The organism is Pseudoxanthomonas sp. Soil82 (assembly GCF_040446535.1).
GTDB lineage: Bacteria > Pseudomonadota > Gammaproteobacteria > Xanthomonadales > Xanthomonadaceae > Pseudoxanthomonas > Pseudoxanthomonas kaohsiungensis.
The window spans coordinates 821,717-837,161 of sequence record NZ_JBEAAK010000001.1 but is presented as its reverse complement, the minus strand read 5'-3'; the positions used below and the strand labels follow the sequence as shown (position 1 = coordinate 837,161).

Here is a 15,445-nt window from a genome sequence, read left to right as displayed (position 1 = left end):
CGCTGTGATGACAATCCGTTCCCTGGCCCAGCCGCTGCCTGCCGTCCTGGACACCCCCCTGGCCTTCAACCTGCTGCATCGCCGCCGGAACATCGGCGAGTACCGACCGACCTCGTTCGACCTGTCGCGCTTCAACCGGCTGCTGGCGCGGCTGGGCCGGACCCAGGGCCCGATGGACGTCGACCAGCTGGCGACGGCCGCCCGGCAGCTGTCCGCCACCGAGGATGGCGAGGCGCCCGGATGTATCGCCCAACGCATTGCGTGGATCGAATCGGTCGCCGCCATGGCCGCCGACCGCGCCTGGGCGGCCGCCAACGAGGTCGTCGAATGCGCGCGCCTGGTGGTCGATTACGCCAATGACAGCCAGGACCTGATCCCGGACTGGCTGCCGCGGATCGGCCGCCTGGACGATGCGATCGTGCTCGAGGCCGCCTGGCCGACCCTGGGCCGCGAGGCCGCCGGCTACCGCGACTTCGTCCGCCTGCGTGCGCTGGAGGCGGGGCTGCGCGGTTGCGAGCCGGAAGAACTGCCGTTCGACCGCGGCGCCTGGCAGGCCGCGCGCGTGCACGAGGCGGCCCTGTCGGCGCACCGCCGGCGGGTCCGCGAAAGCACCTACGTGCCCGCACCCTCGGCGATGTTCCGCGTGCATTGAAGGCACGCCGGCCGCCTCGGAGCCAGACGCGGATGCCGCCCGACCGGGCGGCATCCGCGTTTGCGGGGTCGCGCCGGACGCGGCGTTGGCGATCCGCCCGGCGGAAGCCGGCACCGGTGATTCGCGCCGGACGCGGGCATCCGCATCTGCACGCCGGAGGGCCGCCAGCGACACCCGCCGCGGGGTCGCCAGCAAGCTGTGCTCCTACCGAAGCCCGCCCGATCAGCGACACCCGAAGCGAGGCGCCAGCAAGCTGTGCCCACAAGCAGGCGATCAGCCCTGCACTTCGATATTGGCGTAGCGATCGTGCGAGTCCTTCACCTCCGGACGGCGGCGGGGGGCCGGCACGGGCTTCGGCGGCTTGCGCGATGTGACGGATGGCGGCTGCCTGGCGGTGTTGCGCGGCCCGGCCACGCCACTGGCGGTGCGTCTCCCCTTCGCACCCGTGGCCGGCTTCTTTCCCGGCCTGGATCCCACGCTGGTCATGGCGCCCGCTCCCGGTGTCCCTTCCATGGCAACGCGGCACGGCGTCGGAGCCGGCCAGACTTGCCGGTTCCGATGGGGAAACCATCGCTGAACGACGCGCCGTTGCGCGCGTTCGCCGGTCTGCGCGAGGCGTAGTGTCGATCCCGGGGCAACCGGCCCCGCGGCAGGGAGCGACGCATGGCGTTCAGTACCGCAGGAAGATCCGGACCGTTGGCCGACATCAACATCACCCCGCTGGTCGACGTGATGCTGGTGCTGCTGATCATCTTCATCGTGACCGCGCCGATCCTTGCCCGGCCGATCGACATCGCCTTGCCGCAGCGCGTCGACCGTCCGGTCGACCGGGTCGAGCCGCCACCGCCGATCGAACTGCGCCTCGACGCCGCCAGCGAACTCAGCTGGGACGGCGTGCCGATCGCGGCCGCGGTGCTGCCGGCACGCCTGCAGGCCGAAGCCGACGCGCATGCCGGCCAGGTGCCGGAGCTGCGCATCGCCAGCGATCCGGCCGCCGACTACCAGGCCCTGGTCACGGTGCTCGCGGCGGCCGACGCCGCCGGCATGCAGCGCATCCGGTTCGTGCAGCGGTAACCGCGAGCGGGGCTCCGCCCATCGCAAGGACGGAGCCCCGCCAAGGTGGTGGAACTGCGCGCCGGCCGGCGCTCGCAGTGCGCGGAATGCGCGTACCCCGCCTCCACCGCTGGCCTCAGGCCAGCGCGCCGCGGTGGCGGGCCGGCGGCGGGCGCAGGTACGACCACTCGCGCCAGGCGTAGTACAGCCCGACCAGCAGCATCATGCCGCCGAGGCCCAGGAAGATCGGCGCCGCCACCGCATTGGCGTGCGCCAAGGCGAACACCTGGAAGCGCGTGCCATCGAGCGTGGCCATCGGCGAGGCGTGGATGACGAACAGCAGGCCCAGGGCCAGGTTCACCGCGACTCCGCAGCGGCGAAGCCACGCCGGTTGCCGGCCCAGCACCAGTGCGATCGCATGGCCCAGGGCCAGGCCCACCAGCAACGCCATCGTCAGCAGGCGAATGCCGCTGTTGGCGAACACCGGATCCAGCGCCAGCCCCTCCACCGACAGCGTCGACGGCAGCAGCATCCGCGCGAACGGCTGCGGCGCGGCGTACATCCATACCGGGAACAGCAGCGTGGCGACCAGCGACAACGCGGACAGGCCGCGCGGCATCCACTCCGGCCCGTGGCTGGGCTTCCAGCGGAACACGCCGGGCCGGCGGCGGCGGATCCAGCCGGCCAGCGCGAACCACAGCAGCAGCAGGCCCAGCCACTGCAGGAACAACCCGTCCAGGTCGACGTGCTGCTGCGGGTTCAGCGCCGCATGCATCACCAGCACCACCGCGCCGCCGATCGCCCAGATCAGGAAATGGTGGTTGTCGGCGCCTTCCACCAGCGCCGGCCGCGCGTGGTAGCGCTGCGCGTACTCGGCCGGCCGGCCGAAGGCCTGCAGCATCGCCATCGCCATCGCCCGGTCGGGCGGGCGGCCGGACTCCTGGGCACGCCCGGCCAGCTCCTCGGCCAGCAGCGAGCGCAGCTCGGAGGCGACATCGTCGCGACGCGCGCGCGGCAGGCAATCGGCCACGTCGCGGACATAGGACTCCAGGATCTCGTTGGCATCCATCACTTCGTCTCCTCGCGCAGGAACCCGTCCATCACCCTGACCTGGTCGCGCCAGGCCGCGGACAAGGCAGCGAACGCGCGCTTTCCTTCGCGGCTCAGGCGGTAGTAGCGCCGCGGCGGCGCGTAGTCCTCGTCCCACTCGCTGGCCAACAGGCCCTGGGCCTCCAGCCGTCGCAGCAGCGGGTACAGCGTCCCTTCCTCGACCGGCATGCCGCCTTCGGCCAGCGCCTGCTTCAGCGAATAGCCGTACTGCGGCACCTGCAGCCGCGACAGCACCGCCAGCACCAGCACGCCGCGGCGCAGTTCCACCAGTCCGCTGCTGTCCCGCTCCACCATCGCCGGCACCCGTTACTGTTTCTCGCACAGTAGACCCGGCCATCTACTGTGTCAAGCACAGTAGATGGCTCGAAGCGATGGCCGCGGGCACCGTCCGCCATGCCCGGCGTGCGGCGAGACCCTTCACATCGACCTGATCAAAGGGTCACGGCCGTCTTACCCCCGCCACGGCACGCTTGGCACGACCCCACGAGGAGACCGGCCATGCACCTGATCCTGAAGACAGCCGCCGCCGCCGCGATCGGCGTCGCCGCCTGGCGAGCCTGGCAGCGGCGTCGCGCCCATGGCCCCCACAGCGGCATCCGCGACGAAGCCGACATCACGCCTCCGCGCGGCGACCCCCGAGTTCCGGCGGTCGAGCCCGGGCCGGAGACGGCACCACGCGCGGCGGCCCATTTCAGCCGCGGGTTCGGCGAAGAGGTCTGACCCCGCCCACGACTGGACGCGTTCGCATCGTTGCCGCCGCGGCTTGCAGCGGCGCGAACGGCCGCCGCCTTTGTCGGCTGCGGCGTCCGGGGGCGTCGCGCGCGCGGCGGCGCGCGTGGCCTGCATCCGGTATCCGGTGCACGCACGGATGGTGCCCCGCACATCCGGCCGCTCCACCCTTCCCCGAGCTATGCAGTCGGCCACATGGCAAGACGGTCGCGCTACCCTGTAGTCCGACGCCGGATTGCGTAATCCGCATGGACCTGGACCTGCTGCCGGCCCTGCTGGGCCTCGCCCTGCTCGACAGCCTCAATCCCTCCGCACTGGTCGTGGCGCTGTGGCTGCTGTCGCGTGCGCATGCCGCGCCGCGCCTGCTGGCCTACGTCGGCGGGATCCTGGTGGCCTATCTCGGGCTGGGCGTGGCGATGATGCTCGGCCTCGACGCGATGCGCGAGCCGCTGGCGGTGGTGTTCGCCCATCCTTTCGCATTGGCGGCCCAGGCCCTTCTGGGCGCGGGCCTGCTGGCCTATGCCCTGTTCGCTCCGTCCAAGGGCCAGGCACCGCCGCCGCCGCCGGTGCCTGGCCACGGACAGCTGGCCGCCTACGTCCTGCTCGGCATGTCGGTGACCGCCGTGGAGCTGGTGACGGCGCTGCCCTACTTCGCCGCCATCGCCCTGCTGGTGGCAGCCGACCTGCCAGCGACCCAGTGGCTGCCCTTGTTGCTGCTGTACAACGCCATCTTCGTGGCGCCGCCGCTGCTCCTGCTGGCCCTGCATGCCGTGCTCGGCCACCGCACGGACGCGCGCTTCGCGCGGTGGCGCGAGCGGCTGCAACGTGGCGCGCGTGAAACCGCGCTGTGGCTGTTCGGCATCGTCGGCGTCGCCCTGCTCGGCGATGCAGTCAGCCGCTGGATCGAGATGCGGCGGGAACACGCCGCAGTCGCCATGCAGCCACTGCCCGCTTGGCCCAAGGGCAAACCGCCCAATGACCGTCCGGCGGGTTGACGCGCGGCGCGACCGCCTCCTCGCACCCTCAGCCCAGGTCCACCTTGGCGACCTTGTCCTGGTAATCCTTCTTCGGGTCGATGCCCATCAGCATCTTCACCCCGGCGAGCAGGTTGTTCTCGTTGAGCCACACCTCGCCCTGGTCCGGATCCAGGCGCAGCAGGGCGAGCTTCGGGTCGTCCTTGCCTTCGTACCAGGCAGCGACGAACGGATTCCAGAGGCGCTCGACCACGGCGCGGTCGGTATCCACGACCAGCTGGCCGCCGATGCTGGCGAACAGCGAATGACCCTTGGCGGCGAAGGCCGCGACCGCGCGCCGCGGCGCGTCGAGCTGGCGCACCAGCCCGTTGTCGGTCGAGGTGAAGAACCAGATCGGCCCGCGCTCCTCGTGCTCCAGCTGCGCGGTCATCGGCCGGGTATGGCCATCCTCCAGCCCGTCCACGCCCAGCATCAGGGTCATGTCGGACTTCAGGGCTTTCCAGAATTTCTTTTCGAGATCGGCGGGTGAGGTCATGGCGCGCAGCTCCATCGGGAGCTGCCACCGTAGCGCCGCAGGTGGTCGCGCCTGCGTGAAGCGGACGCGCATCGACGCCGCGTCCGGCGCCAACGATGCCGGTCGTTCAGGCTAGCGCCACCGGACGATGGCCTCCGATCACGCCGATGCGCTGCGCAGGCGACGCGGCTTTCCGTGGGCCCTCTGTGCGCACCGCAGCACGCCGCGCTTGTTGCCCGGCAGGGGGCTCCCCTGCCGGAGGATCCGCTTTCGCGCCTGCCGGCTCACTGCGCCGGGCGGCGGTAGACCAGCACCGGGATTTCCGAATGGGTCAGCACCTTGGCGGTCACGCTGCCCAGCACCAAGGCCTTGAACCCGCGGCGCCCGTGCGAGGCCATCGCGACCAGGTCGCACCCGTGCGTGCGCGCTGCGGCGATGATCGCCTCGTGCGGATCCTCGCCCATGGCCACCTCCGTCCGGTGGGCCACGCCGGCGGCCGCTGCCCGGGCCGCAGCGTCCTGCAGGCGCCGGTCGGCGGCCGCGCGGGCGTGGGCTTCGTAGCTGCTGGCCGATTCCACGACCTGCTCGGGCGTGTAGGCGATGGCGTGGAACGGCTCGACCACGGTGAACAGGGTGACCCGGGCGCCTAGCGCCCTGGCGAGCGAGAGCGCCTGGTCCAGCGCATGGTCGGACAGCGGCGAACCGTCCATCGGAACCAGAAGATGCGTGTACATGGCATGGCCTCCTTCGGGGTACCGTCGCCAGTCTCCCTCCCGGTCCGTGCCGCTTCATTGATTCTGGTCAAGCCGGATGGGATACCCCGTGCGGGCATGGAATGCGCGCGAGCGGGCTCGCGGATTGATCCCGGACCGCCAATCCCTACACTGGTGCCTGGGCTGCCCGCTGGGCAGCTGCGCACGGGGGCGCGACGCATGATTCTCACACTCCAGGAACTGATTACGTCCGACGAGCTGGCGCTGATCAGGCAGAAGATCGCCACGGTGGCGTTCACCGACGGCAGGGCCACGGCCGGCGAGCTGCTGCACAAGGCCAAGAACAACCAGCAGATCCCCGGCAACCATCCGGTGATGAAGGACATCGCCCACGTCGTGATGCAGGCGCTCGGGCGCTGCGATCCGTTCATGAGCCTGGCCCAGCCGCGGCGGCTGGCGACGATGCTGGTGAGCCGCTACGAGCCGGGCATGGCCTACGGCTTGCACGTGGATGCGCCGATCATGGGCGAGCCCAACCACGTGCGCAGCGACGTCTCGTTCACCCTGTTCCTCAGCGACCCCGACAGCTACGACGGCGGCGAGCTGGCGTTCGACAGCGGCAGCGGCGAGACCGCGTTCAAGCTGCCGGCGCGTTCGGCGATCTGCTATCCCACCGGCCAGCTGCACCGCGTGCGCCCGGTCGAGCGCGGTGAACGCCTGGCCGTGGTCGGCTGGGTGCAGAGCCTGGTGCGCGAGCCGGCCATCCGCGAACTGCTGCACGACCTGTCCGAGGCGCGCGAACTGCTGGCAGGGCAGGAAGGTGCGGCGCGCGCGCTCGAGCTGATCAACAAGTCCTACAACAACCTGTTGCGGCGCAACGCCGAACCTTGAACGACGCCCCGACGACGGTCGGCGCGGGTATCGGAGGTCGCGTCCACCGGATCGCGCCAGGACCCGCGCGACACCGGGCACCCAACGACGGCACGCCGTGGCTGCCATACCGGAACGGTTATCCCCCGCGGCGCGATCGCCATCGGTCGCGGCGCGGGGCGATGGCACCCTGTGCGGCGTCCGACTTCCCGGCCAGGTGGAACCCGCCCATGACCTTCCGACCCTTCCGTCCGATCGCCCTGCTCGCCGGCCTGCTGTGGCTGCTGGCGACCGTCGCCCACGCCGCGCCGCCGGCGCAGAAGCAGACCTTCGTCCTCGTCCACGGCGCCACCGCCGGCGGCTGGGAGTGGAAGCGCACCGGGCAGTTCCTTGCCGACGACGGCCACACCGTGTATCGCGCCACCCTCACCGGGCTGGGCGAGCGCATGCACCTCAACGGTCCGGACATCGACCTGCAGACGCACATCGACGACGTGGTCAACCTGATCCTGTTCGAGGACCTGCACGAGGTGGTGCTCACCGGCCACAGCTACGGCGGCATGGTCGTCACCGGGGTGATGGACCGGATACCCGAGCGCATCCGCCACGTGGTGTTCCTCGATGCGGCCGTGCCACAGGATGGGCAGTCGCTGTGGGACCTGTTCGGCAGCCGCGGGCCGCTACCGGCCGACCGCTTCAAGGACGGTTTCATGCAGGTGCCCTGGGTCAAGCCCGGTGATGCGCCGCCCCACAGCGTCAAGCAGTCGATCCGGTGCTTCGAGCAGCCGGTGTCGTACCGCAACCCGGCGGCGCTCGCGCTGCCGGTGACCTACGTCGCCTTCGTGCCCAAGGACCAGAAGATCGAGGAGCGCGCGAAGACCGACCGCAGCTGGCAGAACGCACAGGCGCGCGGCTGGACGATGCGCACCTTCCCCGGCGGCCACGTCGCCCAGCAGGAAGACCCGCGCGGCGTGGCGACCCTGATCGAGGCAGCGGTCGAAGACCGCAACCGGGCGCCGCGCGACGCCATGCCCTGAGCGGGAGGAGTCGCGCTGGAAGTTTGCGGCAGCCGGGGCGCACGCGGCATCGCTCCGCCGCGAGACGGTGCCTGTGGGACGCGTCCGCCGTGTTGCCGCTGGTTCAATGTACCGTCAGCACGATCGGTTCGTCGCGGGTGATGACCATCGTGTGTTCGTACTGCGCCGAGCGGTTGCCGCGCGCGCCGACCAGGGTCCAGCCGTCGCCGGCTTCCTCGACCAGGCGGCTGCGGGTGGAGATGAAAGGCTCGATGGTGATCACCTGGCCTTCGTGCAGCACGCGGGTGTCTTCGGGATCGTAGTAGCCGGAGATCTGCTCCGGTTCCTCGTGCAGGGCGCGGCCGACGCCGTGGCTGGCCAGGTTCTCGATCACGCGGAACCCGAAGCGGCGCGCGGTCGCTTCGATCGTCGCGCCGATGCGGTTGAGCGGCTGGCCGGCACGGGCCACCTTCATCGCTTCGGCCAGCGCGGTACGCGCGGCGTGGCACAGGCGGGTGTCGCGGGCCGATGCCGCCGGTAGCACGCGGGTGCCGCCGGTATCGGCGAAGTAGCCGCCGAGTTCGGCGGACACGTCGACGTTGAGCACGTCGCCGGCGCGCAGCATGCGCGTGCCGGGTACGCCGTGCGCGGCCTCCTCGTTGACGCTGATGCAGGTGGCGCCGGGAAAGCCGTACACCAGCCGCGGCGCCGGTTGTGCGCCGGCCGCAGCCAGCAGCCGCTCGCCGACCGCGTCCAGTTCGGCGGTGGTCATGCCCGGCTGCGCCGCGGCGAGCATCGCCTCGCGCACGCGGGCGACGATGCCGCCGATGCGGCGCAGGGCTTCGAGGTCGGCGGGGGATTCGATGGTCAGGGTGGACTTTAGCGCGTTCGCCGCCGCGAGGGTCGGGCTTCCACAGGCGCAGCAGCGCGCCGGCCATGCCCAGCGCGGCCAACCCGGCCCACTGCAGCAGCGGCGCGAACACGAACACCAGCCCGCCCTGTGCATCCAGGTGCACGAACGCCGCGTCGACATAGGCGACCAACCCCGGAATCGCCAGGATGAGTGCGCCGCCGGCGAACACCCGTGCCGCCACCCGCGAACCGCGCAGCAGCCGTAGCCCGAGTGCGAGCCCGGGATACGGCGAGACCGCCCAGAGCAGCATCAGCGCCAGTACGCCGTAGCCCGACGCGTCCTGGTAGGCGTAGTTGTCGCCCCATGGCCGGGCCATGTGGATGCCGATCGCCACGGTGGCGACGGTGCACAGGAGCAGGAACAGGTAGAGGGTGGTTTCGAGGCGCGTCGGGGCCATTGGGCCGGCGGACCGGTACCGAGTCGGACGCCCTTCGTACCACAGGCGTGTCGCATAGCGGATTGGCACGCGGCCGGCGATCGTGGTGGCGGTCGCGCGTCCGTCCACGCCGCGACGACGCCGCCGGGCGCAGGCTGCGCACTCAGTCCCGCCCGGAGACCCGCATGTCCGTCCTGCTCGCCACCGCCACCACCGCCTCGACCGCCGCCACCGCGGGCATGAGCCTGTTCATGATCATCGGCGCGATCTTCGGCCTGATCCTGACCGTGCTGTGGATCCTGGTGCCGTTCGCCCTGTTCGGGATCAAGCCGCTGCTGCGCGAGCTCATCGCCGAGCAGCGCCGGGCCAACGAACTGTCCGCCCGCATCGCCGCCACCCCGGCGCAGGTGGTGGTCGCCGATCCGCGCGACGTGCGCACCGACCCGCGCACCGAGCCCTATATCCGCTGACGCCGCCGTAGCGCCGGGGCACCCTGGCTCGCACGCCCGGGTGCCCGGCAGGCGCAACCGTCGTGCCCATGCCGCGGCGTGGAGCCCGAGCCCCGTCCGACTCGACGCTCCCGCTACGCCGACAGCACCCAGCGATAGCCCACGCGGTAGGTCGCCCCTTCGCCGGTGATGTCGCCGGTGCGCATCTTCGGCCCGATCGGGCCGCCGAACGGGTCGCCATTCTCGAACGTGAGCCGGATGCCGTAGTGGCGCAGCGCATCCGGCCCGAAGAACGAATCGATCAGGCCGCTGATCGCCTCGGCCACCGCATAGGCCGCGCCCGCGGCCAGGCCGCCGCTGAAGTAGGCCGCCGCCACCACCGCGATGACGCTCATGGTGGTGGTGAGGGCGTTGGCCACCTCGCGGTCGTCGCTGTCGGACTCGACCAGCATGAAGATCGCATAGAGGTGGCCCGGATAGTTCTCGATGAGCTTGAGGTTGTAGCGGCCGATCGGCTTGGCGCCGAAATCGGCATAGGTGCCCGAATCGAAGTCGCCGGCATCGAACGCATCGATCGGATTGCTGTTGCCGGTCGCGCCGATCAGCATGCCGCCGAACACGATCTCGTCCGCGCCACCGCCGCCGGTCTCCTGCACGCAGTGGATCGCGCGCAGTTCCAGGATCGCCTTGGTGTAGCGCGGAGGCGCCGGTACCGGGGGTGGGTCGCTGTCGCGATCGACCACCTTGATCACCGGGCGGTCGATGCCGTCGCGCTCCACCGGCCGGAGCAGCGGACGCGCCTTGCGGAACCCCTGCACGTCCATGTTCTTGAGCAGCGCCGGCATCCGCGTGCCGTCGCCGATCGCCACGATCCGCGGCCGGATCCGCCGAAGCGCCTTCGGCGGCAGCGCGGCGATCGCGCGGGCGATCCGCATGTCCCCGCTGTCGGGCGCGGCCTCCATCGGATAGCGCGCCGGGTCGATCGCGTGCAACGCGCCTTTCACCGCCGCGGCCACCACGTCCCGGGCGACGGCCTTAGCGGCCTGACGCTGCGCGGGCGACAACCCGGCGGCGAAGTCGACAGGCGCAGCCACCTGTCCCATATCGGTCGCGCGATCGATGCGAGTCACTTTCCTGGCCAGGGTGTCCATGGGGCGTCCTTTGTTCGGCGGGCAGTTCCCCTGCCAACGGCGGACACGCGCGCCTGCGGCCAGCAGCCGGCGGCCGCCCTTGCCGAACCACGCCTCGCCACGGCGTCGCGTCCGCACGGCGCGGACAGCCCTGCGCAAGGGCGGCCCCTCGCGGCGCGAGGAGCCCAGTGCCCGGCTTCGGCCCACCAGCCGCCGGCCGCTCGCCCGCTAACGCGTGTTCGCGACCCGCGCGTCCTGCGTGGCCAGGCGCTGGAGCACTTCCGCGCATGCGCCCGGGTCGAGCGGCGGGTAGTACACGTAGCCCTGGACGATATGGCAGCCCAGTCCGCGCAGGAGCTGCACGCGCGCGGCCGACTCCACGCCTTCGGCGACGATGTTCTTGTCCAGCGCACTGGCCAGGGCGATGATCGAGCGCACCACGGCAAGCGAGGCCCCGTCGTCGGCCAGGTCGGCCATGAACGCACGGTCGATCTTCAACGTGTCGACCGGCAGCCGCGTCAGGTACGCGAGCGAGGAGTAGCCGGTGCCGAAGTCGTCGATGGCCACCGTGGCGCCCGCTTCGCGGAGGGCCTGGAGTTGCTGCAGGGCGGCGCCGCTGCCGCTCACCAGCAGCGATTCGGTGACCTCGATCTCCAGGTCGCGCCATTGAATCCCGCTGGCGGCCACCGCGCGTCCCACCGTGTCGGCCAGGTGTCCCGAGCGCAGCTGGTAGCTGGAGACGTTGATCGCCATGAGCCCGGGATCGAGGCCACGGGATTTCCAGGCCGCCATCTGATGGCAGGCCTTGCGCAGCACCAGCTCGCCCAGCTCCTCGATCAGGCCGCACTCCTCGGCCACGCCGATGAAGGTATCGGGAGCGATGCGGCCGCGGACCGGATGGGTCCACCGCGCCAGCGCCTCGGTCCCGACGATCCGGCCGCTGCGGCTGTCCACCCGCGGCTGGTAGTGCACCTCGAGCAGGCCGGCGCGGATTGCCGTGCGCAGGTCGTTCTCGAGCTGCACGCGGTTGAGCGCCGCCGCGTTCATCTCCTCGTCGAAGAACGCCATGCGCCCGCCGCCGGCCTTCTTGGCGCGGTACATGGCCACGTCCGAGTTGTGGATCAGTTCGTGCGCCTGCGAACCATGCTCGGGATACAGGGCCACGCCGGCACTGAACCCGACCACCAGCTCGGTGCCGTTGGACACCAGCGGCGTGGCGAACGAGGCCGCCAGCCCCGAAGTGATGCGCGCGGCGTCGGCCGGCGACTGCACGTTGCGCAGGATCACGAAGAACTCGTCGCCGCCGAAGCGCGCCAGGAAGCTGTCGGGTCCGATCCCCTGCCGGATCAGCTCGCCGGCGCGCACCAGGACCGTATCGCCCTGCGCGTGGCCGAGGCCATCGTTGATCGACTTGAAGCGGTCGAGGTCGATGAACACCGTCGCGAACGTCTCGCCGCTCGCCTTCGCGCCCTCGATGGCCAGGTCCAGCGCCTCCAGCGCGGCCAGCCGGTTGGCCAGGCCGGTCAGCGGATCGTGCCGTGCCTGGAACAGGAGCAGGTTCTCGTGCTCTTCCACCGCCAGCGCGACGGCGACGCGTTCGGCCAGGTCGCGCACCTCGAGCAGCACTTCCTCGCCCGGCGTGCCGCCGTCCCCGCAGGCCAGCGCGATCCAGGCGCGCGACTGCTCGCGATGGCCGACCGCCAGCACCAGCACCTCCTGCACCCCGCGCGCGGCGAAGCCTTCGCCGACCTCCCGCATCGGCGTCCACTGCCCCGGTTCCAGCGCATAGGCGGCCTCGTGCAGCGTGTCCGGCAGGGCGCTGCCCGCTTCCACCTGGCGCTGGCCGCGCATGCGCAGGAAGTGCCGCTTCGGCTGCTGCGGATCCACGCCGGCCAGGCTCACGCCGATGCCGTCCACGCGGCTGATCTCGTGGATGCGCGCGATGACCACGTCCACCACCGCCGCCGCGGGTACGCGCTCGAGGATCAGCCGGTCGATTTCCGACAGGATGCGCAGGGTGTCCATCTGCCGGCGGATGCGGCCTTCCATGTCGTCGAAGGTCCGCGCCAGGGTCTCGAACTCGTCGTCCATGCGGGTGTCGGCCTGCGTCGTGGCACCCTGCCCGACCGCGCGGATCCGGCCCACCAGCCGCTCCAGCGGCACCAGGATCCTGCGGATCTCCATGGAGCTGAGCATCAGCACCAGCAGCAGCAGGCCCAGTGCCAGCGGCGCCAGGAACCCGAGGTAGCTGGCCAGCACCGGCGCGCGCTCGGCGACGGCCGTCACCCGCCAGGATCCGGCGCCGAAGGCCGGCTCCAGGAACAGCTCCCATTCGTCGCGGATGGCCGTCGTCGACTGCGCCGCCTCCGGCAGGTCACCGTGGCATCGCAGCACGCGATCGCCGGCCAGCACGCAGAGCTGGCCATCGAACACCTGGTCGTCGCTTTCACCCCACAGGAAGCCGGGACGGACGACGCCCGCCAGCAGGCCGTCGCCGCGTTCGCCGCGATTGGGGACCAGGATCACCACCTGGGCTTCCTCTCCGTCCTGGCGCGCGGGCAGCACCACGAGCGCGGTGGACAGCGCCTGGTCGCCCGCATGCCGCGCCAGCCGTCCGCCCAACCCGGCATCGCCAGCCGTCCCGCCGAGCGGCAACGGCACCGTTTCAACCTTGGAGAAGAACGGCTTGAGCAAGGCCTCGTCGGCCACGGTGGTGCGGTCGTTGGCGCCCACCTGCCGCAGCAGCGCGTGTGCCGACTCCAGGCGCTCGAACAGGTTCAATGCGTAGTGCTTGATCTCGGTGCGCAGCGCGGCCTGGCTGGTCTCGAGCGCATCGGCCGACGCCGTGCGCCAGGCCAGCCAGGACACCGCCGCCGCAGGCACCACCACGGCCACGCAGAAGGTCAGGAAGATCCGGCGTCCCAGGCGGCTGCGCAGGAAAGTACCTTCGATCCAGGGAGGCAGCTGCATGCCGGCGGGTCAGAAATCTTCGGCCGGGCCGATGTAGGCGCCGTCGCGGGCACGGATCACGTCGTCGAGGCTGTCCTTCTGGCTGACCTGCGCCTTGAACACGCCGTCCTTGCCGGCGCTGAAGAGGTCGTAGTCGCTGTTGAGCGGATTGAGCCGCTTGTCCTTGCGCGCCGAGCCCTTGCTGCCCTTCACCCCGGCCAGCTTGGTGTAGTGGTACGGGCGCTGCCAGGGGTCGAGCAGCGCGCCCTTCCCGATCTGCGCCAGCGAGTCGGGCAACTGCCCGCCGTTGTCGGTGCGGTAGCGCAGGATCAGCATTTCCATCAGCGCGATGTCGGCCTGCGCGGCCGCGCTCTTGGAGCGATCGACCTGCTTGGTGAACTGCCCGATCGCCAGCACCGACAGCACCGCGGCCACGCCGACGGCGAACATCAGCTCCAGCAGGGTAAAACCCCACACCCGGCGCGCGCTGCTGGACCGGGCCCAAGGGAAATGGGTTCGGGATTTCGGTACTGGCATATCGGTCCCGCATTCGAGCGGGCCCGGGCAGTCCTGCGCCTGGCGATCCCGTAGTTCGTCGGAAGGCGCATCCCTGGCCCCCATAGCACGGCGTGAAGCCGCTGGGCGCAGCACACCCCCGCAGCTCTACGTGCAACCGTGACAAGGCTCCGTGATGTGCCGACCCTTGCCGTATGAAGATCGGCCCGGACGGCCAGAGCTTGATCGCCGGGCTGGCTGCCGGCTTAACGGGTCAGGTTCAGTGCCCGCCCGGCAGGGCGCGTGGCAGCCACCGCTGCCACGCCTCCGGTGCAGGTCACGCCACGAAGGCCACCCCGCCCGCAGACCGGGCCGCTCGCCGCCTCAACCGAAATCGGCGTCGAGCACGATCCGGTAGCGCGCCTTGCCCGCGCGCAGGTGGTCCAGCGCGTCGTTGACCCGGCGCATCGGGAAGTGCTCGCTCTTCGGCGCCACGCCGTGGCGGGCGGCGAAGCCGAGCATGCTGTCCAGCGCGCCGCGCGAACCGGTCGGCGAGCCCGACAGCGACTTCTGGCCCATGATCAGCGAGAACGCCGGCACCGCGATCGGTTCCAGCACCGCGCCGACCACGTGCAGCTTGCCCTTGGGCGCCAGCGCGGCGAGCAGGCCGTTCCAGTCCAGCGGCACGTTGACCGTGTCGATGATCAGGTCGAAGTGGCCGGCCAGCGCCTGCAGCGCGGCCGCATCGCCGGTGGTGACCACGTGGTGGGCGCCGAACGCGCGCGCCTCCTCTTCCTTCGAGGCGCTGGTGGTGAACGCGGTGACCTCGCAGCCCCAGGCGCGGCAGAACTTCAGCGCCATGTGGCCCAGCCCGCCGATGCCGACCACCGCCACGCGCGCGGTCGGCGGGATGCCCAGCTCGCGCAAAGGCGAGAACACGGTGATGCCGCCGCACAGCAGCGGCCCGCACTCGGCCGGATCCAGCCCGTCGGGCAGCGGCATCACCCAGACCCAGTGCGCGCGCACCTTGTCGGCGAATCCGCCATGGCGTCCGCCGATCGTCGGTTGCACCTCGCGGCACAGCTGCTGGTTGCCGGCCAGGCAGGCGTCGCAGTGCAGGCAGCTGGACGCGTTCCAGCCCAGGCCCACGCGCTGGCCCAGCACCACGCCTTTGGCGTGCGTGCCCAGCGCGGTGACCCGCCCGACCACCTCGTGGCCGGGCACGAACGGGTATGCGGTGAAACCCCATTCGTTGTCGAGCATCGACAGGTCCGAGTGGCAGATGCCGCAGTGCTCCACCGTGATCTCGACCTCCTCGGCGCCCAGCGGGCCGGGGTCGTATTCGAAGGGTTCCAGGGCGGCACCGGGGGCCGGAGCGGCCCATGCGCGGTAGGGGGTCATGGGAGTTCCTTGGTGGATAGGTGGATGGGATTCGACGATACGCCGACCGGGCGAGGCGTGCCCCGCCACACGCTCGATGGAGAAGTGAACCTGGCTCCGTT

Annotated in this window: 16 protein-coding genes; 7 read left to right on the top strand and 9 right to left on the bottom strand. The window is 71.2% G+C overall.

All coding sequences use genetic code 11. The annotated features are described in order from the left end of the window. Nucleotides 1-7 precede the first annotated feature (7 nt). Both ABKA19_RS03675 and ABKA19_RS03670 read left to right on the top strand, forming a co-directional pair. Complete coding sequence (locus ABKA19_RS03675) at nt 8-652, top strand: DUF1232 domain-containing protein (protein ID WP_353687703.1); 645 nt, start codon at nt 8-10, stop codon at nt 650-652. A gap of 663 nt (nt 653-1,315) precedes the next feature. Beyond that, nucleotides 1,316-1,726, top strand: a complete 411-nt coding sequence (locus ABKA19_RS03670) for an ExbD/TolR family protein (protein ID WP_353687702.1) — start codon at nt 1,316-1,318, stop codon at nt 1,724-1,726. 115 nt (nt 1,727-1,841) lie between these two features. Here the strand turns inward: ABKA19_RS03670 and ABKA19_RS03665 are convergent, their stop codons facing one another. Both ABKA19_RS03665 and ABKA19_RS03660 read right to left on the bottom strand, forming a co-directional pair. Beyond that, complete coding sequence (locus ABKA19_RS03665; protein ID WP_353687701.1) at nt 1,842-2,774, bottom strand: hypothetical protein; 933 nt, start codon at nt 2,772-2,774, stop codon at nt 1,842-1,844. After that, nucleotides 2,774-3,082: a PadR family transcriptional regulator gene (locus tag ABKA19_RS03660; RefSeq protein ID WP_353687700.1), complete on the bottom strand. Its 309-nt coding sequence runs from the start codon at nt 3,080-3,082 to the stop codon at nt 2,774-2,776. Before ABKA19_RS03660 ends, ABKA19_RS03665 begins: the two co-directional genes overlap by 1 nt. Nucleotides 3,083-3,313: 231 nt before the next feature. Here ABKA19_RS03660 and ABKA19_RS03655 point away from each other — a divergent pair, with 231 nt between their 5' ends. Together ABKA19_RS03655 and ABKA19_RS03650 are read left to right on the top strand one after the other, a co-directional pair. Beyond that, nucleotides 3,314-3,535, top strand: coding sequence for a hypothetical protein (locus ABKA19_RS03655; RefSeq protein ID WP_353687699.1), 222 nt, complete (start codon nt 3,314-3,316; stop codon nt 3,533-3,535). Nucleotides 3,536-3,792: 257 nt separating this feature from the next. After that, nucleotides 3,793-4,539 (top strand): GAP family protein, encoded by a 747-nt coding sequence (locus ABKA19_RS03650; RefSeq protein ID WP_353687698.1) that lies wholly within the window; start codon nt 3,793-3,795, stop codon nt 4,537-4,539. 28 nt (nt 4,540-4,567) lie between these two features. Here the strand turns inward: ABKA19_RS03650 and ABKA19_RS03645 are convergent, their stop codons facing one another. Continuing rightward, nucleotides 4,568-5,053: a pyridoxamine 5'-phosphate oxidase family protein gene (locus tag ABKA19_RS03645; protein WP_162378230.1), complete on the bottom strand. Its 486-nt coding sequence runs from the start codon at nt 5,051-5,053 to the stop codon at nt 4,568-4,570. A 263-nt stretch (nt 5,054-5,316) separates the two neighbouring features. Next, on the bottom strand, nt 5,317-5,766 hold the full coding sequence (locus tag ABKA19_RS03640) for a universal stress protein (protein ID WP_353687697.1): 450 nt from the start codon (nt 5,764-5,766) through the stop codon (nt 5,317-5,319). A 198-nt stretch (nt 5,767-5,964) separates the two neighbouring features. Between ABKA19_RS03640 and ABKA19_RS03635 the strand changes: the two genes are divergently transcribed. After that, a complete protein-coding gene (locus ABKA19_RS03635; protein ID WP_353687696.1) occupies nt 5,965-6,636 on the top strand; it encodes a Fe2+-dependent dioxygenase in 672 nt (223 codons plus the stop codon). Between the two features lie 209 nt (nt 6,637-6,845). Continuing rightward, nucleotides 6,846-7,652: an alpha/beta fold hydrolase gene (locus ABKA19_RS03630; RefSeq protein ID WP_353687695.1), complete on the top strand. Its 807-nt coding sequence runs from the start codon at nt 6,846-6,848 to the stop codon at nt 7,650-7,652. A gap of 103 nt (nt 7,653-7,755) precedes the next feature. Here ABKA19_RS03630 and map read toward each other — a convergent pair whose 3' ends face one another. Beyond that, complete coding sequence (gene map, locus ABKA19_RS03625; protein ID WP_502945697.1) at nt 7,756-8,637, bottom strand: type I methionyl aminopeptidase; 882 nt, start codon at nt 8,635-8,637, stop codon at nt 7,756-7,758. A gap of 468 nt (nt 8,638-9,105) precedes the next feature. On the opposite strand from map, the gene ABKA19_RS03620 reads away from it, so the two are divergent. Continuing rightward, nucleotides 9,106-9,390, top strand: a complete 285-nt coding sequence (locus tag ABKA19_RS03620; protein WP_353687694.1) for a hypothetical protein — start codon at nt 9,106-9,108, stop codon at nt 9,388-9,390. A 113-nt stretch (nt 9,391-9,503) separates the two neighbouring features. On the opposite strand, the gene ABKA19_RS03615 is transcribed toward ABKA19_RS03620, so the two are convergent. From ABKA19_RS03615 to ahr, 4 genes are all read right to left on the bottom strand, one after another. After that, entirely contained in the window at nt 9,504-10,463 is a 960-nt protein-coding gene (locus ABKA19_RS03615) for a hypothetical protein (protein WP_353687693.1), read from the bottom strand. Between the two features lie 264 nt (nt 10,464-10,727). Continuing rightward, nucleotides 10,728-13,469, bottom strand: a complete 2,742-nt coding sequence (locus tag ABKA19_RS03610; RefSeq protein ID WP_353687692.1) for a putative bifunctional diguanylate cyclase/phosphodiesterase — start codon at nt 13,467-13,469, stop codon at nt 10,728-10,730. Nucleotides 13,470-13,478: 9 nt separating this feature from the next. Further along, the gene (locus ABKA19_RS03605; protein ID WP_353687691.1) at nt 13,479-13,925 is read right to left on the bottom strand and encodes a type IV pilin protein; all 447 of its coding nucleotides are present in this window, start codon (nt 13,923-13,925) and stop codon (nt 13,479-13,481) included. A gap of 402 nt (nt 13,926-14,327) precedes the next feature. After that, nucleotides 14,328-15,344, bottom strand: a complete 1,017-nt coding sequence (ahr, locus tag ABKA19_RS03600; RefSeq protein ID WP_353687690.1) for an NADPH-dependent aldehyde reductase Ahr — start codon at nt 15,342-15,344, stop codon at nt 14,328-14,330. Nucleotides 15,345-15,445 lie beyond the last annotated feature (101 nt).